We start from the raw sequence: 18,220 nt of genomic DNA, 5'->3' as shown, positions 1-18,220 counted from the left end.
CGCGGCATGCCATCTCACCGTGAATAGGTTCCGACCAGCTCGGCTTGGCCGAGAGTATGCCCTTGCGCTGCCTTCCAGATGTCGGCGACCGAGACTTTCGGCGCTTGCATCAGGCTCTCCACATCCAGCGCAAGCAACTTAAAGTGATAATGATGCGTGCCGTGCCCCTTGGGCGGCGCTGGCCCGCGATAGCGCGGCTCGCCAAAGTCATTGATGCCCATGCCGAGGTCCTCCGTCTTGACACCATGACCGATGCCCTCGGGCAGGCGATCACGCTCGCTCATGATGTTGTACACACCCCAATGGCGAAATGTGCCAGTCGGGGCATCCGGATCCTCAACAATCAGCGCGAAGCTGCGGGTGTTCCTGGGCGGATCCGACCACTCGAGCGCCGGCGAGACATCCTCGCCATCGACCGTGTATTTCACCGGTATCCGCTGCCGGTCCCGAAAGGCCGGACTTCTCAACTCGAACGTCACGGAACGCTCCTCAAGCGGCAAGGGCGTTGCGATTGACCTCGCTCTTGGCAAGCTGGGTCAGCAGCTTGTCGGCCCTTTTCTCGCGCTCGAGGCATTGATGGAGCATGTCCTGCTCATCGCGCAGATCGAGCTGGCCAGCCAGCGCGGCTGCCGTACCGTAGGCCCCGATCCGGTAATGGAGGAGCTTCTGGATCGATGCGACCAGACCGGCGTCGCGCACCTCGTCGCCGCGAAGGATCGCCAGCATCTTGCCCCCTTCGCGGACCAGCGCCTGCATGGCCTGATCAGTATGTTCCGCCGGATCGGCATTGTGGCGGCGCAGGATGGATTCAATATTCTGCCTCTGAGCTTCCGCTTCTTCGCAGTGCCGCATCAGCGCGTTCTTCAATCTCAGATGCGAAGCCATCGGAGCGATGCGCATGACACCGGCGATGAACTCCCGTTCCGCGCTGGCCAACTCCTGCAATTCTGCAAGATACAGGTCCCGAAAAGTGCTGATTTCCATGACCAAACCTCCTTGGGGCGGCAGGCGACGCTATCATTTCCGAACAATTGCCGCGTCGAATTGATCCGCTCAGGGCTTCTCGACGACGGCGCACGCGATGCGAGATCCGGCATCCCCGGATGGCTGGGACTTGTAGTCATCCGGATCGGCGTGAACGACGAGCGCTGACCCATCCGCGTCGAAGAGCGAGTTCTCGCCCGAGTCGAGCGTCACATAGGGGTTGAACACCTCCAGATGCAGCGTCCCGTCCGCTGGGGCGGACTGGTTGGCCATGTCGCCGGCATGCGGGCCGGCGGGATCAAGGAAGCCATGGCTGTGCCCAGCCGGCGCAAAATGGTTGCCGGCCGACTTGAAGCCGTCGGACGCGTCGCACCGACCCGTTTCGTGAACGTGGAAACCGTGTTCTCCGGCCGGCAAGCCAGCCAGCTGACCCGAGATCAGGACGCCGTGCGGCGTATTGGTCAGTTGGACTGTCCCGATCTCTCGGCCTTCGGCGTTGATGAATGGTGCGCTCGCCGCCTGTTGCGCCTGTGCCGGGCCGGAAACGGCGAACATGCACGTCGCCACGAGAAGAGTTCGATAGGTCACGGCTATTCCCATCTGGAAATAGGCAATCTGGGACAACAGCTCTCGGGCCTCACCCATTGCCTTCGCACGGAAGCGGTTTCTGATATTAACCTTGCCCATGTGCCGACAATGGCACGCCAGCCTTGAGATAGAGAACAAGGTGGCCACGGCTCGCATATTCTCTCAGTTTGCCGCGCACGCCATGGTCACGCCCCGCCGTGATCTTCAAGGCGTCGCGCCGCGCCAGATCCAAGATCGCCGGGCTGATCTCAGGCTCATGGAAAAGCAGATCGGCCATGCGAATGAGCCGCGCATCCCGCACCGTCAACAGGTCCGGATCATCCGATCCAATATGCAAAAGGTGGACAGCTCCGCTCTCTGACCCAGGCTGAGCGCTCTGCTCGATCAGCGCGTGAGCCACGGCGAGAGCGCCATCCATGTGACCGGCCATGGCGAACTCCGCAGCCGATCCATCGAACAGATCCTCCCAGAACCTGGCGCGTTGCCCGGCGGAACCGAGGCGCCCGCGAACCATGTGCCGGATGTGGGCGGCGAGTACGGCGACCCGGCCAAAGCCCGCAGGTATGGCCGTTTCCAGCCGCTGCCGGATCAGGCGTGCGATCGCGGGCGCAACGCCGCCGGTCGAGACCGCGACGATCACCGGCGACCGGTCCAGAATGGATGGCAGGATGAAGTCGCAGAATGCCGGCCGGTCGACAACATTGATCGGGACTTTCGTTGTCTTCGCCAAACGCACTGACAGCCGATGGGTCGCCTCGTTGTCCGACGCGTCGATGACCAGCGCGGCATCCTCGAAATGATGCACAGCCAACGGCTCGCGGATGCAGGAGACCATCCGGTCACCTGCGATGCCGTCGATCAGGCTCTCGTCCAAACGTTCCACCACCAGGCGCACCCGTGCGCCGGCCCGGCGCAAGAGAGTGAGCTTGCCCAACGCCGCCTCGCCGCCGCCGATCAGCAGCGCGATGCGGCCCTTGATGCCGAGGAAAATCGGCAGGTAGGCGAGTTCGGTGTCGGCGCACCCGCTATTCGGCGGCGAGAGGGCGTTCATGGGCAATGATCTCCCGCAGCTCCGGCAGGCAGGAGCCGCAATTGGTACCGCATTGCAATCTGCGACCCAGCGCCGCCACGTCCGCAATGCGCTCGCGCTGGACCATGTCCACGATGCGATTGAGGCCGACCTGAAAACAGCTGCACACCACACGGCCTTCCGATGGCGTCGCAGTGGCTGAGCGGCCGGAGAGGAGCGCGCGGCGGTCGGCATCTGAGAGCGGGCGCCCTTCCGCCAGCAGCGCGAGCAGCCAGTCGCGCTCGTGGACGAAATCTGCTGGCCCGACGAACAGGCAACCTGCGAGCCGGCCGGCGGAATCCGTGACGGCGGCGCGAAAGATACCGCGGCGCGTATCGCGATACTCGATCGCGCCTTCATCCCGCGGCCCGTCGAACAGGCGTCGTGCCAGCAGGATGCCGTCGGACGTCGGTTCCGGGCCGGCCAGCTCGTAGAGCCAGCCGCCGACGACGGCGCGCTTGCTCCAATGCACCAGGCCCGTTGGCTTTATCGAGTGCCGGCTGAGCAGGAAACCAGCCCAGCGCATTTTCAGCGGCACAATCGAGATCGGCGTATGTTTCAGCTCCGGCTGACCCGACCAGGGATCGTTGTCCGGGTTGACCAGCGGACCCGCCGCGGCCTCCGCCGCGAAAACATTGCTCCAATGCATGGAGAGAAATGCCGTGCCAGGCCGCTGATCCATGGTGATGCGCACAGGCGCCACCGCACTCCCCTGCGCACTTTGGACGCGCGCGCAGTCGCCATCGGACAGGCCGAGCGAGGTCGCATCCTGCGGGGACACATCAATGGCCGGCGCGGGTGCGTGCGCCATCAGGCGCGGCACGGCGCCCGTGCGGGTCATCGTGTGCCACTGGTCCCGCAGGCGGCCGGTGTTCAGCGCGATCGGATAGCGGCCGCTTAGCGGGACAGCCGGTCCCTCCTGCCGCACCGCCACGAACCGGGCGCGGCCATCGGGCGTCGAGTACCGCCCGTCGGCAAAGAGCCGCTGGCCGGGTTCGCGCTGGCCTCTGCCCACCGGCCATTGCACCGGTTCCAGCGCGTCAAAGTCCTCATCGGATAGATCAGCCAGGCCACCGAGGTCGAACCTGCGGGCGCCCGCATTCTCGAAGGCTGAGAGCGCGGCATGTTCGCGGAATATCTCAGCAGGTGTGCGATAGCCGAACGCTTCCGCAAAGCCCATGCGCCGGCCGACCTGGACAAAGATCTGCCAGTCCGGGCGCGCCTCTCCCGGCAGTGGACGAAAGGCGCGCTGGCGCGAAATTCGGCGTTCGGAGTTGGTGACCGTACCGTCCTTCTCGCTCCATCCTGCCGCCGGCAACAGCACATGCGCGTAGCGTGTGGTGTCAGTGTTCGTCACATCCGACACGACGACGAAATCACATGATTTGAGCGCGGCGCGAACCCGCCGTGCGTTGGGCAGGCTCACGACGGGATTGGTGCCGGCGATCCACAGCGCCTTGACCCGGCCACACGCGACCGCGTCGAACATGTCGATTGCCTTGAGGCCGGGGCCCTTCGCCATGCGCGGCGCCTTCCAGAATCGCCGCATGCGATCAACCGCGCCCGCATCCTCGAACGCCATGTGTGCGGCAAGCTGGTTGGCAAGGCCGCCGACCTCGCGCCCGCCCATGGCATTCGGCTGGCCGGTGACGGAGAACGGCCCCATGCCGGGATGTCCGATTCGCCCGGTGGCGAGGTGCACGTTGATGATGGCGTTGACCTTGTCGGTGCCGTGCGCCGACTGGTTCACACCCTGGCTGTAGACTGTCAGGCTGCGGGCCGTGGTCGCAAACCACTCGTAGAAGCGCGCTACATCGCCGGGCTCGAGATCACAGCCGGCCGCGACCTTGGTGATCGTGCCAGCCTCGGCCTGGGCGAGCGCGAGCGCCGCATCGAAGCCCGTGGTGTGCACGTCGATATAGGCATAGTCGAGCGCATTCTTGTCGGCGAGGTAAGCCAGCAGCCCGTTGAACAGCAGCACGTCCGTCCCGGGCTTCGGCGCAAGATGCAGGTCGGCCTCTGCCGCCGTGGCGGTGCGGCGCGGATCGATCACGACAATCTTGGTGCCGCGCTTTGCGCGGGCTGTGATCAGGCGCTGATACAGGATCGGATGGCACCACGTGGTGTTCGAGCCGACGAGCACCGCCAGATCCGCATTGTCGAAGTCTTCGTAGCAGCCGGGCACCACATCCTCGCCAAAGGCCCGGCGATGGCCGGCGACGGACGAAGCCATGCACAGGCGCGAATTCGTATCGATATTGCCCGAGCCGATGAAGCCCTTCATCAGCTTGTTGGCGACGTAATAGTCCTCGGTCAGAAACTGGCCGGAGACGTAGAAGGCGATAGCGTCCGGCCCGTATCGTGTGATCGTCTCGGTGAAGCGTCGTGCGACGAGATCGAGCGCGACATCCCAGCCCGCTTCGATGCCTGCGATCCTTGGCTTCAGGATTCGCCCTTCGAGCCCGAGCGTTTCGCCGAGCGCACTGCCCTTGGAACACAAGCGGCCGAAATTGGCGGGATGCGCCGCATCGCCGCGCACCTGATTGCCCTCGGCCGCCACGATCCCACAGCCGACACCGCAATAGGCACAGGTGGTGCGAATGCTCTCAGCCATGCGCGGCACGCGACGCGCGCGGCAACCCAAGCCGGATGCGCCCGCCATCGATGCTGACGGAGATCTGCGCGGCGCAGCCGTGGTCCGGCCCCTCGACCTCGCCGGTCTCGAGGCAGATCACCCAATTATGCAGAGGGCAAGTCACCGAACGGCCATGGACAATGCCTTCGGACAGCGGCCCGCCCTTGTGGGGACAACGATCATAGAGCGCGAAGATGGAATTGTCCGCCGTGCGAAAGACAGCAATGTCACCGTCGGCCGACCGCACCACGCGTGCACCCATGATGGGGATATCGTCCACGTCCCCCACGTCGATCCAGTCGATCTTCACGCAACGACCTCCGCCAGCGGTGAGAACTCATGCGCCGCAGCGCCGGCTGCGCGCTCAGCCCAAGGATCCTTCTGGGTGAAGCTGATGGCGTGGCGGAAACGGGCATGTAACGCACGGCGGCTCTCCGCATCCTCCACGATCCGCTTGCGCAGATAGGCGATGCCGACACGCTCGATCCAGGGCCAGGGCCGTTCCAGATAGCGCCCCTCCTCGCGATAGAGCTGGAGGAAGGCGCAGCAATACTCGATGACTTCCGGCGGTGTTGCGACCTTGCACAAGAGGTCGGTGGGCCGCACATGCATGCCGGCCGCGCCGCCGACATGCAGCTCCCAGCCGGATTCCACCGCCACCACGCCGAAGTCCTTGACCGTCGCTTCGGCGCAATTGCGCGGGCAACCGGAGACCGCCATCTTCACCTTGTGTGGCGTCCAAACGCCCCAGGTCGCACGTTCCAGCGCGATGCCCATCGCCGTCGAATCCTGAGTACCGAAGCGGCACCACTCGGATCCCACGCAGGTCTTCACTGTGCGCAAGGCCTTGCCGTAAGCGTGACCGGAGACGAGGCCGGCGTTGTTGAGGTCCGCCCAGACCGCCGGCAGTTGCTCCTTCTTCACACCCAGCAGATCGATGCGCTGGCCGCCGGTCACCTTCACCGTCGGAATCTGATAGCGGTCGACCACGTCGGCGATGGCGCGCAGTTCGGCCGCACTGGTCACGCCGCCCCACATGCGCGGCACCACCGAATACGTACCGTCCTTCTGGATGTTCGCGTGGACCCTCTCATTGACAAAGCGCGACTGCGCATCGTCCCGGTATTCGCCGGGATATTCGCACAGCAGGTAGTAGTTGAGAGCGGGTCGGCACTTCGAGCAGCCATTGGGCGATGTCCAGGCCAGCTCCTGCATCAGCTCGGGAATGCTGCGCAACTCCTTGGCGCGGATCAGCTTGCGCACCTCGTCGTGGCCGTACGTGGTGCAGCCGCAGACCGGCTTCACCGAAGAGCCCTGCTGGAACGCTTCGCCCAACGTGCTTTTCAGCAGCTTCTCGACCAACCCGGTACAGGAGCCGCAGGACGCCGAGGCTTTGGTGTGGGTCCGCACATCCTCGACGGTTTGCAGTCCCTTCGCACCGATCGCCTCGACGATCTTGCCCTTGCAGACGCCGTTGCAGCCGCAGATCTCTGCCTCGGCTGGCAGGGCCGCAACGGCTTCAATAGGGTCCGGCGCCGCACCTCCGGCGGCGAGGGCAGGACCGAATACCAGCGTGTCGCGCTCTGCCGACACATCCTCGCTGCTGCGCAGCAGCTGGAACAACCGGGCGCCGTCTGCGGTATCGCCATAGAGTACGGTGCCGACGATACGGTCATCCTTGAGGACGATGCGCTTGTAGATTCCGCGTGCCGCATCGCGGAAGACGATGTCCTCCGCGTCCTTGTCGGCGCCAAACGTGCCGGCGGAGAACACGTCAATTCCCGTCACCTTGAGCTTGGTGCTAGTGACCGAGCCCTGATAAACGGAGTCGGTGCGGCCGGCGAGCTGATCCGCGACAACCTTCGCCATCTCGTAGAGCGGTGCAACTAGGCCATAGCTCTGGCCACGATGCTCGACGCATTCCCCGACTGCCAGAATAGCTTCATCCGAAGTGACCATGCGGTCATCGACGATGAGGCCGCGGTTGGTGGCGAGCCCGGTTGCCTTGCCGAGATCGGCATTGGGACGAATACCGACGGCCATCACGACCAGGTCCGCCGGAATCTCGCGTCCATCCTTCAGCCGCACGCCTCCGACACGCCCGTCGCCAAAGATGCACTCGGTGTTGGCCTCGGTGATCACGGCCAAGCCGCGGCGCTCCAGCTCGCGCCGCAGCAGATAGCCCGCCGCATCGTCGAGCTGGCGCTCCATGACCGTCGCCATCAGGTGGACGACCGTCACGGTCATGCCGCGCGCCAGTAGACCGTTCGCCGCCTCGAGCCCGAGCAGCCCACCGCCAATCACGACCGCGCGCCGGCCGCTCCCGGCTGCAGCGAGCATCGCATCAACGTCGGCAATGTCCCGGAATGTGATGACGCCCGGTAGATCCTTGCCTGGCACTGGAATCAGAATCGGATGCGACCCGGCCGCGATCACCAACCGGTCATAGGGCATGCGGCTGCCGTCTGATGCGACAACTTCGCGCGCGGTCCGATCGACGCTTTCGATGCGGGTGCCAGTACGCAGATCGAACCCGTTCTGCGCATACCAGGCGCGGTCGTGAGTCACGATGTCCTCAAACTGCTTCTCACCCGCTAACACGGGGGAGAGCATGATGCGGTTGTAGGTCGGGTGCGGCTCCGCTCCGAACACCGTCACCTCGTAGCGGCCGGGTGCCCGCTCGAGCAGTTCCTCGAGCACGCGCACGCCCGCCATGCCATTGCCGATGAGGATCAGCTTCTCTTTCATGGCGCGCACCTATGCGGCTGCTTCGGCGGCCGGCTCTGCCGGCTTGGCGTGAGGCTTCCCGCCGCTCTCGTGATCCTTGAGGAACGTCAGCAGCCCCTCCCGGTAGTCGTAGTATTTCGGGTGATCGAGCAGCGCCTTGCGACTGCGCGGCCGCGGCAGATCGACCTGCATGATATTGCCGATACGGGCGTTCGGGCCGTTGGTCATCATTACGACCCGGTCGGCGAGTAGGATCGCCTCGTCGACATCGTGCGTGACGCAGATCGCGGTGACTTGGGTGCGGGTCCACACTTCCATCAGCACTTCCTGCAGTTCCCAGCGTGTCAGGGCATCGAGCATGCCGAATGGCTCGTCGAGCAGCAGTAGCTTGGGGGACAGCGCGAAGGCGCGGGCGATGCCGACGCGCTGGCGCATGCCGTTGGAAAGGTCCGCCGCTTTCTTGTGCAGGGCATCGGCGAGACCGACACGCGAGAGGTAGTAGGTGACGATGTCCGCCCGCTCGCGCCGCGTCGCGTGCGGATAGACCCGGTCGACGCCGATGGCGACGTTCTCGGCTGCCGTCAGCCATGGCAGGAGCGAGGGCGATTGGAAGACGACCGCACGGTCCGGCCCAGCGTCGCTGACCTCCTTGCCGTCGAGCACGATGCCGCCGCGCGTGATGCCGGCGAGACCCGCCACCATCGACAGTACGGTGGACTTGCCGCAGCCCGAGTGACCGATCAGAGAGATGAACTCGCCCTTCGCCATCTTCAGATCGAAATGATCGACGACAGTCAGCGGCCCTTTGGGCGTGGGATAGACCTTGGCAACTTCGTAGAACTCGACATAGCGGTTCTCGGATGCGGGTGGTGCGGAACGCTGGCTCTTTTTGCGCGCGGCACCGAGACGGACAGGCACGATCTTGGGTGCGTTCAACGCATCATCGGTCGCGCTACGGCGGTCCTCGGCAGCATCCATCAGGTATTGCGTGATGCCGGAGCGCAATCGCCGATATTCCGGATCGTGGTTGAGTGCGGCGCGGTCGCGCGGACGCGGCATGGTCACGCGGAATTCTGTGCCGAGCGTGGCGTTCGGACCGGGCCTCAGCGGGATGATGCGATCGGCCAGCAGCAGCGCCTCATCCACGTCATTGGTGACCAGCACGATGGTCTTGCGCTCGGTCGCGCGGATCGCCTCAATCTCGTCCTGCAGCTTGGAGCGGGTCAGCGCGTCGAGCGCAGACAGTGGCTCGTCCAGCAGCAGGATCTCCGGCCTCATCGCCAAGGCGCGCGCAACGGCGACGCGCTGGCGCATGCCACCGGATAGCTCCGCCGGTCGCCGATCGGTTGCATGGGACAGGCCGACCAGCTGGATGTAGTGCCGGGTGCGTTCTGCACGCTCGGCCCGCGAGGCCTTCAGCATGGTCGCATCGACGGCGAGCGCAATATTCTGTTCGACCGTCAGCCACGGCATCAGCGCATAGCTCTGGAAGACCAGCCCGCGCTCCGGTCCTGGTTCGGTGATAACCTCGCCACGAAACCTGACGAGGCCGCTATCCGCCCGGATCAATCCAGCCATGAGCGACATGAGCGTCGTCTTGCCGGAGCCGGAGAAGCCGACGATGGCGACGAACTCGCCGTCTTCAATCACCAGCGAGATGTCCTTCAGCACATCGCCGCTCGCAGTGCCGGAACCGTAGGACTTGCTGACTCGGTTCAATTCAAGGATTGCCATCGCGCGCCCTCACCGGTTCGCCGAATGAGTGACGGCGGCCTGCAAGGTCAGCATCAGCCGGTCGAGCAGGAAGCCGATCAGGCCGATGGTGAAGACCGCGACCATGATCCGCGCGAGCGAGGCGGACGAGCCGTTCTGGAACTCGTCCCACACGAACTTGCCGAGCCCTGGATTCTGCGCCAGCATCTCGGCCGCGATCAGGACCATCCACCCCACGCCCAACGACAAGCGTAACCCGGTGAAGATGAGGGGTAGCGCGGACGGCAGCACCAGCTTGCGAATTTTGGTCGGCCAGGACAGCTTCAGGACCCGCGCGACATTCAGCAGATCCTTGTCGATCGAAGCCACGCCATAGGCCGTGTTGATCAAGGTCGGCCACAGCGAGCAGAGCGTGACGGTGATCGCCGAACTGAGAAACGACTTGGAGAGCAGCGGATCCTCTGTCACGTAGAGCGCGCTCACCACCATGGTGACGATGGGCAGCCAGGCCAGCGGCGAGACCGGCTTGAATATCTGCACCAGCGGATTGACGGCGGCGTTGATCGCCGGGGAGAGTCCGCACACGATTCCCAGCGGCACCGCCACCAGCGCCGCCAGCACGAAGCCGGTGAACACCGTCTTGAGGCTCGTCAAGATCTGATCGAAGAAGGTCGGAGGGCCGGCATACGGCCTGATCTTCACCTCGGCCGTCGGGTCCGCCGCCAGGATCTCGGCATTGCGCTTCTCCTGGCGTTCATAGAAAGCCGCTTCCTTTTCGCGCTCCGTCGCATGCGTGTCGTAGAGACCAATCGCCTGCTCCCAGACTTGGGCTGGGCCGGGTAGAGCGCCAAGGCTGGTTTCGACCCGCGGCGCGACGGCGTTCCACGCCAGGAGGAAGACGGCGATCGCAACCAGCGGAATGCCGATCTGGCGCCAGAGCTCAGCCAGTTCCTCGCGGGGATTCCCACCGGAGACGAGGCGCAGGAGCGGCGCGAAGGAACCGAGTCCGATCAGCTTCAAGGCGCCGCACAAGCGCCCGATCTGCGCCAGCCTTTGTTCACGCCGCTCGACAGTGATCGGGTCGATCGCGGCGTTATTGGTAATGAAGCTCATGTCTCTTGCCTTCTCGTGAAATCAGTTGGTGACGGCGGCACCTTCGACACGCTGTGTGCCTTTGAGACCGATCGCCAGCGTTCGGAGATAGTCGTTGGGCTTGCGCCCGTCGTAGGTCATGCCGTCGATGAAATCGGCGGTCGGCGCGCGATAACCGTCGCTGTCCCAGGGGAAGTCCTCTTGGGCTGCCTTGCCTTCCTCGACCAGGATCTTTGCGGCCTGCAGGTAGAAGTCGGGGCGATAGACGGATTTCGCAGCCTCGGCGAACCAGGAATCCGGTTTGGCTTCCGGAATCTGGCCCCAGCGCCGCATCTGGGTCAGGTACCAGATCGCATCCGAGTAGTAGGGATAGGTCGCGAAGTGGCGGAAGAAGACGTTGAAGTCCGGCACCTCGCGCTTGTCGCCCTTCTCATATTCGAATGTGCCGGTCATCGAGTTCGCGATGACCTGCGGATCCGCGCCGACATAGTCGGGTCGCGACAGGATCTCCACCGCCTCGGCGCGATTCGTGTTGTTCTCCGCGTCCAGCCACATGCCGGCGCGGATCAGCGCCTTGGTGAGCGCGATCACCGTATTGGGATTGACCTCGGCGAAAGCGGCGGTGATGCCGAACACCTTCTCCGGATTGTTCTTCCAGATCTCGTAATCGGTGATGACGGGCACGCCGATGCCCTTGATCACCGCCTGCTGGTTCCACGGCTCGCCGACGCAGTAGCCGAGAATGGTGCCGGCCTCGAGCGTCGCCGGCATCTGCGGTGGCGGCGTGACGGAGAGCAGCGCCTCGGCCATGATCTGGCCGCTGTTATCGATCGCGGAATAGAAGCCGGGGTGGATGCCGCCGGCCGCCAGCCAATAGCGCAGCTCGTAGTTGTGGGTGGAGACCGGGAACACCATGCCCATGTTGAAGGGCTTGCCCTCGGCTCTATAGCGATCGATCACAGGCTTCAGGGCGTCAGCCTTGATCGGATGCACCAGCTTGCCGTCGCCGCCGACCGGGATGTTGGGCTTCATCTCCTCCCACACGGCGTTGGATACAGTGATGCCGTTGCCGTTGAGGTCCATGGAGATTGGCGTGATGACATGCGCCTTGGTGCCGAAGCCGATAGTGGCGCCGAGCGGCTGGCCGGCCAACATGTGGGCACCGTCGAGCTCGCCGGTGATCACGCGATCGAGCAGCACCTTCCAATTGGCCTGCGCTTCGAGCGTGACATAAAGCCCCTCCTCCTCGAAGAAGCCGAGCTCCTTGGCGATGGCGAGCGGCGCCATGTCGGTGAGCTTGATGAAGCCGAGCTTGAGGTCCTCCTTCTCGGGAACGAGCGGCGCGGCGCGTGCCGGGTGGATGGTTGGACCGAGAGCGAGCGCCAGACCACCCAGCGACGCCGTCTGCAGCAAGCGCCGGCGGCTCACCTGCGCAAAGCCCTGGCTGCGCGTGACTTTGGACATCTTTCTCTCCTCTCCCCCAACGGGATCGCGAAACAAAAACGCCGCTGACCTCGGCGCATGAATGGCGCTTCAGATCAGCGGCGTTGCTGTATGGTCCGGCGTTGGACTGTTGAGACCGCCTACCGAAAGCGGCCCCGCTCAGTTCTTTCTCTTACACATGCCGTGCCAACGTCACGCACTCAGTGGTTTTCGTTCTTCCTAAAGCACTTACGGAATGTGGCCGCGACCTCCCGGAGCATCAGCCCGAGCACATTGCCCAAATTCGCTGCGCTCGCTTTGTGCATTGCACAAAGACTAGGCGCTCCTGGCCACTGCTGCCAGATAGCCTGCCACGTCTCCGGCCGTGAAAAGCGGCCCGGCGAATGCACCGATTCCATCGGCCGCCGATGCATCATTGCGCGTGGTCAGCGCTGCGTCGAACAAGTCCGGACGGTAGACACCGGCTGCGCCCATGACGGCCGCTGGCGAATGTTCGATCTGCCGCCAGCGCACCATCTGTGCGTAGAGCCAAAGCGCGTGACGCGGGTCGGGGCGCAGTGCCGCCCAGCCGTCCAGCACGAAGAACCGCGCATCCGCGCGCGTCTCGCCGTTAGGCGCGATCATCAGGCGTCCATCCAGGATTTGGCGAATCGTCTGCGGTTCGATGCCCAGGCGTTCCGGCGCAGACAGGATCTGCGCAAGCTCGGTACGGTTTTCCTGCGCCGCGCACCAGGCCGCTGCACGCGCGCATGCGCGCACCAGCCGTTGTAGCGTCGGCGCATTCGCCGCCGCCCAGTTGCTTCTGGTGGCCAGCACCTTCTCCGGACAGCGCGCGATCAGGTCGACGCCGAAGTGCAGGATGTGTCCGACGCCCTGCGCCACCGCGACGCTGGCCCAAGGCGCACCGACGCAGAAGCCGTTGAGCTGCCCTTTGGCGAGCGCGTCCGCCACGTAGGGTGGCGGCAGCACCACCAGTTGCACGTCGCGATCAGGATCGATCCCAGCTGCGGCCATCCAGTAGCGAAGCTGGTAATTGTGGCTGGAGAAGGGGAACACCATGCCGAAGACCAGCGGCTCCGCGCCTTGCTTGCGCCGCGCAGCGATCACACGAGATAGCGCCAGCCCCGTCTCCGCCGGGTCGTTCAGATCGCCCGGCGCCGCATCGGAGATCGCGCGATAGAGACCGGTGGACACGACGACGGCGTTGCCGTTGAGTCCCAAGGCCAAAGGCGCTGCCATCTCCACCTTTGTATAGTCGCTGCCGAGGGCGGCGGCGATGGCGAGCGGCGCCAGGATGTGCGCCGCATCGAACTGCCCCAGCATGAGGCGATCGCGCACGTTGGCCCATGACACTTCGCGCACCAGCTCGAGCCTGAGCCCCTCTTCCGCCGCAAAGCCGCGATCCGCAGCCACGATCAGCGCAGCCGCATCGATCAGGGGAATGAACCCGGCCCGCACCGGCGTCAAATCGCCGTTCATTTCAACATCTCCGCGGCAGTCACGATGGATTGCGCGATCTCCGACATCTTGCGCTGCTCGTTCATGGCGGTGCGGCGCATCCGATCATAGGCCTCTTCCTCGGTAATGCCCTTGGCGCGCATGAGAATGCCTTTGGCGCGGTCGACGATCTTGCGCTCGGCCAGCTGACTGCGCGCGGCATCGCGTTCGCGCCGCAGCGCATCGAAGGCCTTGAAGCGTGCGATCGCCACATCCAGCACCGGACGCACGCGATTGACGCTGAGGCCGTCGACCACGTAGGCCGATACGCCGGCCTCGATCGCCGCATGCATCATGGAATTGTCGCTCTGGTCGACGAACATGACGATCGGCCGCGGCCGCTCGCGGGTGGCGACGCGCAGTTGCTCGATGGTGTCGCGGTCCGGCAGATCGAGATCGACAATCAGCACGTCCGGCTGGGCCGTGCGCAAAAGGGCAAGCAGGTCGCCGGCCCTCGGCGCCACCTCCACCATATAGCCCCCGACATCGACTAAAGCCTGGCGGACGACGGAAGCCCGTTCAGAATTGTGGTCGACAACGAGGATACGCAACGCCATTCATCTCCGGCCAGCTTCGGGCGCCGGCCTCGCCAGCGCCAGGACAGGCTCTAGAGCAATCGGCGTGCCAGGGCAGAAAAGCCAACGATTCGAGTCTAGCGGCCATCCGGCGCCGGCAGAGGTGACTGGAAAACAGGCAGTCGCTGACCCGCCGCTACCACGCCATGAATCCGGTGCCCCACAGCCACAGGCCGGCCACCAGCATGGAAATCAGCGTGAGGGGCACGCCGGCCTTGGCGTGATCGCGGAAGGAGAGGTGCACGCCCTGCCCAGCCGCTCGTTCTGCGACGATCAGGTTCGCGAGGCTGCCGACCAGCAGCAAGTTGCCCGCAAGCGTCGAGAGAATCGCCAAGCCCACCAACGTGCCTTCTGGAATGCCGAGCCAGACCTTCAGGATCATCACCACCGCCGGCACATTGCCGATCGTGTTGCTGAGCATCAGAGCGAGCGGCGCGAGCAGCGAGACGCGATCCGGCAGCAAGCCATATGCCTCCAGCGCACGCATCGCCTGCTCCGTGAAACCAGTGCGCGCGAAGGCGTCGTTCACGACGAACAAGGACGCGAACAGGATGAGCAGCGGCAGGTCGATCTCGTCCAGCAGCTGCCGCGTTGCGTATTTGCGGCTCACGATCAGGCAGGCCGCAACCAGCAAGGCGGAAATCTCCCGCGGCAGCGGCGTCGTGAACAAGGTAAGCAGCACGACCAGGGCAATACCGCAGATGCCGGTCTGCTGCCGGTCGAAATGCGGGACAGTGATGAGCGCCGGCGCGGCCTGCGCTCGCAAGTTCGCGCGCCACGCCCACGCAATGCAGACGAACGAGGCCACGAGTGCGAGCAGTGACGGCACGATCGCCGCCGCAAAATATGACCAGAAGCCGAGATTGCCGACTTGGCCGATCATGATGTTCTGCGGATTGCCGATGAGAGTCGCAGCCGATCCGGCATTGCTGGCAGCGGCTAGCCCGAACAGGAAGGGTCGCGCATCCAGCTTGCGCGCGGCAAGACCCGCGCACAGCAACGGCGTCATCGCGAATACGACGATGTCATTGACCAGGAGCGCCGAGAGCACGCCGCCGATCGCGATCGTCAAAGCCAGGAGTCGCAACGGCTGCCCCGCCTGGCGCGCGATCCAAGCCGCCGCGGCGTCGTAAAACCCCGCGGCGCCAACCCGCGCCGACAGGATCATCAAGCCCGCGAGCAGCAGCAGGGTCGGAAAGTGGATGGCGTCCGCGATTTCGGCACCCGGCAAGGTACCGGCGACGACCAGCACCACGGCAACGATCATTGCAATGCCGGTGCGGTCGACCCGCGAGCCCGGCACGCGCCCGATCGCCATGCCGACATAGGTCAAGGCAAAAAGAATTGAGATGAAGAGCGTCATCGATGTGGCGGTCCTACCCGGCCGCCTGCGAACCTTCCCCAGCTACCCTTGCAAGGGGTCGCACAGATTTGTGCCTATTGCAATCCGACCTTGCTGCGTACGTGCGCTTCCTGCGCGGCCTTGAGATGTGCTTCGATGAAATGCTTGGCATGGCCGGCGAGGTCGCGGCCGTCGGTCCACAGGTTCCGCCAGATGGCCAGGATTCCGGACAGCGGCTGGTTGACCACGGCCGACGAGAAGGACTCGAACGTGATCGGGCCGCGATACTCGGCTTTGGCAAGGCCGCGGAAGACGCGGTCGAAGTCGAGCGATCCGGCGCCGAGGTATCCGCGGTTGGATTCGCCGATGTGGAAATAGCCGAGCATCGGCCCCGTCTCGACGATCGCCGCCTCGATGTCCGCCTCCTCGATATGCATGTGATAGGTGTCGAGATGCACCTTGATATTCGGCGCGCCGACTTGGCGGCAGAAGTCGACCGCCTGCGCCGCTGTGTTCAGCACGTTGCTCTCGTAACGGTTCACCACCTCCATGCCGATGGTGATGTTGCTCTTGGCGGCTTCGGTGCAGAATCGGCGGATGGCGTCGATCGAGCCTTGTGTGCCCTTCTCCGTCGGCGGCAGGAAGTATTTCTGGAAGGCGGAATAGAGAATGCCGCAGACGTGAGTCGCGCCGATATCGCGCGCGACCCGCAGCGCATCCATTAATCGCTCCTCGCCGCGCGCGATCTTCTCCGGATCCCCGCTGGAAATGTCGGTGGCGGCATCGAGGCCGAGGGACATGGTGACCCCGAGCCGGTTCCGCTCAAGCGTGCGACGCGTGAAGTCGACGTCGATCGATTTCGGATCCAGTGCCGGAATCTCGATCAGGTCGAAGCCCAGCTCCGCGGTCTGGCCGACGGCTTTGACGCATTCTTCATGATTCCAGCCACCGACCCATACCAGCGCATGCACGCCCAGCTTGTTCATGCCATCCTCCCACGCCGGAACGGCCGCAAGATGCGATTCGCAAAACGTTTTACGTTTTCGGCGAGCGACTTGAGGCCGATACGGGACAGATCCTGTAAATCGATTTACAGCACGACCCGCACTGGGTCAATCCGGGCTTGCGGCCGACTTTAAACCGTTGCAGCGATTGCCGAAAGGCAGTGCGGTTCAGCGCGCTGCCGCTTCGCGCGCCTCGGCCAGATCGATCACTGAGGGCTCCGCCTCTACCGCCTGAGGCCGACCAAGACTGGAGTAGCGGTAGCCGAGCTGCACCACTTCTTCGGGCCGATAGATGTTCCTGAGATCGACGATGTTCGCCGACCGCATCAGGGACTTGATGCGCTTGAGGTCGAGGGCGCGATACGAATTCCACTCGGTCAGGATCACCAGGACGTCCGCCCCCGCCACGGCATCGTACGCATCGTCGTAATAGCTGAAATCGGACATCAGCTTCTTCGCTTCCTCCATGCCGACCGGATCATGCGCCTGCACCTTGGCGCCACGCTTCATCAGCTCCGGCAGGATGACCAGGCTCGGCGCATCGCGCATGTCGTCTGTATTCGGCTTGAAGGTGAGGCCGAGCACACCGACCGTCTTGCCGGTTACCGTTCCCCCGAGCGCGGCGACGATGCGTTCGACCATCTGGCTTTTCCTCGAGTCGTTGAACTCGACTGTTGTTTCGATCAGCCCGATGGGCGCGCCCGCGTCGCGCGCGGTCTTCACCAGTGCAAGCGTGTCCTTCGGGAAGCACGAGCCGCCATAGCCGGGCCCGGGATGCAGGAACTTGGGACCGATGCGCCCGTCGAGGCCCATGCCGCGCGCCACGTCATGCACATCGGCGCCCACCTTGTCGCACAGGTCGGAGACTTGGTTGATGTAGGAGATCTTCATCGCCAGGAAGGCGTTGGCGGCATACTTGATGAGTTCCGAGGTCTCCAGGTTCGTGAACAGGATCGGCGTCTCGATCAGGAACAGAGGACGATAGAGCTGGCGCATGACGTCTCGCGCGCGGTCGGACTCACAGCCGATGACCACACGGTCCGGCCGCATGAAGTCGCCGATCGCCGAGCCTTCGCGCAGGAACTCGGGGTTCGAAACCATGTCGAAATCGGCGTTGGGATTGGTCTCGCGGATGATCCTTCCCACTTCGCGGCCCGTGCCGACCGGAACGGTCGATTTTGTGACGACGACGGTATAGCCCCGAATCTCGCGCGCGATGCTCTTTGCCGCGGCATAGACATAGCTGAGATCGGCATGGCCGTCGCCCCGCCGGCTCGGTGTGCCGACCGCGATGAAGACCGCGGCCGCGCCCGCCATGGCGGCGCTGAGATCGGTGGTAAAGGAGAGCCGCTTGCGTGCGGCATTGTTCTTCACGAGCGTGTCGAGCTCCGGCTCGTAGATCGGAATTTTGCCGTCATTGAGCTGTGCGATCTTGGTCGCGTCCTGGTCGACGCACACAACCTCGAACCCGAACTCGGAGAAGCAGGCACCGGAAACCAGGCCGACATAACCGCTGCCAATGACGGCAATTTTCATCGATCACTCCTATAT

At 64.3% G+C, this 18,220-nt stretch carries 15 protein-coding genes; all 15 read right to left on the bottom strand.

The annotated features are described in order from the left end of the window. Nucleotides 1-14: 14 nt before the first annotated feature. Nucleotides 15-479, bottom strand: coding sequence for a YbhB/YbcL family Raf kinase inhibitor-like protein (locus DTX69_RS24100; RefSeq protein WP_119304171.1), 465 nt, complete (start codon nt 477-479; stop codon nt 15-17). 10 nt (nt 480-489) lie between these two features. Next, nucleotides 490-984, bottom strand: a complete 495-nt coding sequence (locus DTX69_RS24095; RefSeq protein ID WP_119304136.1) for a YciE/YciF ferroxidase family protein — start codon at nt 982-984, stop codon at nt 490-492. Nucleotides 985-1,053: 69 nt separating this feature from the next. Beyond that, nucleotides 1,054-1,671 (bottom strand): superoxide dismutase family protein, encoded by a 618-nt coding sequence (locus tag DTX69_RS24090; protein ID WP_284736030.1) that lies wholly within the window; start codon nt 1,669-1,671, stop codon nt 1,054-1,056. Next, complete coding sequence (locus DTX69_RS24085) at nt 1,658-2,623, bottom strand: NAD(P)-dependent oxidoreductase (protein WP_119304135.1); 966 nt, start codon at nt 2,621-2,623, stop codon at nt 1,658-1,660. Before DTX69_RS24085 ends, DTX69_RS24090 begins: the two co-directional genes overlap by 14 nt. After that, a complete protein-coding gene (locus tag DTX69_RS24080) occupies nt 2,598-5,255 on the bottom strand; it encodes a nitrate reductase (RefSeq protein ID WP_119304169.1) in 2,658 nt (885 codons plus the stop codon). Before DTX69_RS24080 ends, DTX69_RS24085 begins: the two co-directional genes overlap by 26 nt. Continuing rightward, nucleotides 5,248-5,586 (bottom strand): nitrite reductase small subunit NirD, encoded by a 339-nt coding sequence (gene nirD, locus DTX69_RS24075; RefSeq protein WP_119304134.1) that lies wholly within the window; start codon nt 5,584-5,586, stop codon nt 5,248-5,250. The genes DTX69_RS24080 and nirD overlap by 8 nt, the downstream gene beginning before the upstream one ends. Then, entirely contained in the window at nt 5,583-8,024 is a 2,442-nt protein-coding gene (gene nirB, locus DTX69_RS24070; RefSeq protein WP_119304168.1) for a nitrite reductase large subunit NirB, read from the bottom strand. The genes nirD and nirB overlap by 4 nt, the downstream gene beginning before the upstream one ends. Nucleotides 8,025-8,033: 9 nt before the next feature. Further along, nucleotides 8,034-9,737 carry an ABC transporter ATP-binding protein gene (locus DTX69_RS24065; RefSeq protein ID WP_119304133.1) on the bottom strand — a complete coding sequence of 568 codons (1,704 nt, stop codon included), beginning with the start codon at nt 9,735-9,737 and terminating at the stop codon, nt 8,034-8,036. A 9-nt stretch (nt 9,738-9,746) separates the two neighbouring features. Beyond that, nucleotides 9,747-10,829 carry an ABC transporter permease gene (locus tag DTX69_RS24060; protein WP_119304132.1) on the bottom strand — a complete coding sequence of 361 codons (1,083 nt, stop codon included), beginning with the start codon at nt 10,827-10,829 and terminating at the stop codon, nt 9,747-9,749. A gap of 21 nt (nt 10,830-10,850) precedes the next feature. Continuing rightward, nucleotides 10,851-12,272, bottom strand: coding sequence for a CmpA/NrtA family ABC transporter substrate-binding protein (locus tag DTX69_RS24055; protein WP_119304131.1), 1,422 nt, complete (start codon nt 12,270-12,272; stop codon nt 10,851-10,853). A gap of 294 nt (nt 12,273-12,566) precedes the next feature. Then, entirely contained in the window at nt 12,567-13,730 is a 1,164-nt protein-coding gene (locus tag DTX69_RS24050; RefSeq protein WP_119304130.1) for a CmpA/NrtA family ABC transporter substrate-binding protein, read from the bottom strand. Continuing rightward, nucleotides 13,727-14,305 carry an ANTAR domain-containing response regulator gene (locus DTX69_RS24045; RefSeq protein ID WP_119304129.1) on the bottom strand — a complete coding sequence of 193 codons (579 nt, stop codon included), beginning with the start codon at nt 14,303-14,305 and terminating at the stop codon, nt 13,727-13,729. Before DTX69_RS24045 ends, DTX69_RS24050 begins: the two co-directional genes overlap by 4 nt. A gap of 154 nt (nt 14,306-14,459) precedes the next feature. Beyond that, nucleotides 14,460-15,686 (bottom strand): SLC13 family permease, encoded by a 1,227-nt coding sequence (locus DTX69_RS24040; protein WP_119304128.1) that lies wholly within the window; start codon nt 15,684-15,686, stop codon nt 14,460-14,462. Between the two features lie 74 nt (nt 15,687-15,760). Next, entirely contained in the window at nt 15,761-16,651 is an 891-nt protein-coding gene (locus DTX69_RS24035) for a sugar phosphate isomerase/epimerase family protein (RefSeq protein WP_119304127.1), read from the bottom strand. Between the two features lie 186 nt (nt 16,652-16,837). Further along, a complete protein-coding gene (locus DTX69_RS24030; RefSeq protein WP_119304126.1) occupies nt 16,838-18,205 on the bottom strand; it encodes a UDP-glucose dehydrogenase family protein in 1,368 nt (455 codons plus the stop codon). Nucleotides 18,206-18,220: the final 15 nt, after the last annotated feature.

Source organism: Dongia deserti (genome assembly GCF_003574735.1).
Lineage (GTDB): Bacteria > Pseudomonadota > Alphaproteobacteria > Dongiales > Dongiaceae > Dongia_A > Dongia_A deserti.
This window is presented reverse-complemented; position numbering and strand designations above follow the sequence as displayed.

Excerpts from the sequence above, each read along its gene's own strand:
- DTX69_RS24035 (WP_119304127.1), bottom strand. The coding sequence starts at position 16,651 with ATGAACAAGCTGGGCGTGCATGCGCTGGTATGGGTCGGTGGCTGGAAT.
- DTX69_RS24060 (WP_119304132.1), bottom strand. The coding sequence starts at position 10,829 with ATGAGCTTCATTACCAATAACGCCGCGATCGACCCGATCACTGTCGAG.
- DTX69_RS24085 (WP_119304135.1), bottom strand. The coding sequence starts at position 2,623 with ATGAACGCCCTCTCGCCGCCGAATAGCGGGTGCGCCGACACCGAACTC.
- DTX69_RS24080 (WP_119304169.1), bottom strand. The coding sequence starts at position 5,255 with ATGGCTGAGAGCATTCGCACCACCTGTGCCTATTGCGGTGTCGGCTGT.
- DTX69_RS24040 (WP_119304128.1), bottom strand. The coding sequence starts at position 15,686 with ATGACGCTCTTCATCTCAATTCTTTTTGCCTTGACCTATGTCGGCATG.
- DTX69_RS24090 (WP_284736030.1), bottom strand. The coding sequence starts at position 1,671 with ATGGGCAAGGTTAATATCAGAAACCGCTTCCGTGCGAAGGCAATGGGT.
- nirB (WP_119304168.1), bottom strand. The coding sequence starts at position 8,024 with ATGAAAGAGAAGCTGATCCTCATCGGCAATGGCATGGCGGGCGTGCGC.
- DTX69_RS24045 (WP_119304129.1), bottom strand. The coding sequence starts at position 14,305 with ATGGCGTTGCGTATCCTCGTTGTCGACCACAATTCTGAACGGGCTTCC.
- DTX69_RS24055 (WP_119304131.1), bottom strand. The coding sequence starts at position 12,272 with ATGTCCAAAGTCACGCGCAGCCAGGGCTTTGCGCAGGTGAGCCGCCGG.
- DTX69_RS24030 (WP_119304126.1), bottom strand. The coding sequence starts at position 18,205 with ATGAAAATTGCCGTCATTGGCAGCGGTTATGTCGGCCTGGTTTCCGGT.
- DTX69_RS24065 (WP_119304133.1), bottom strand. The coding sequence starts at position 9,737 with ATGGCAATCCTTGAATTGAACCGAGTCAGCAAGTCCTACGGTTCCGGC.
- DTX69_RS24050 (WP_119304130.1), bottom strand. The coding sequence starts at position 13,730 with ATGAACGGCGATTTGACGCCGGTGCGGGCCGGGTTCATTCCCCTGATC.
- DTX69_RS24095 (WP_119304136.1), bottom strand. The coding sequence starts at position 984 with ATGGAAATCAGCACTTTTCGGGACCTGTATCTTGCAGAATTGCAGGAG.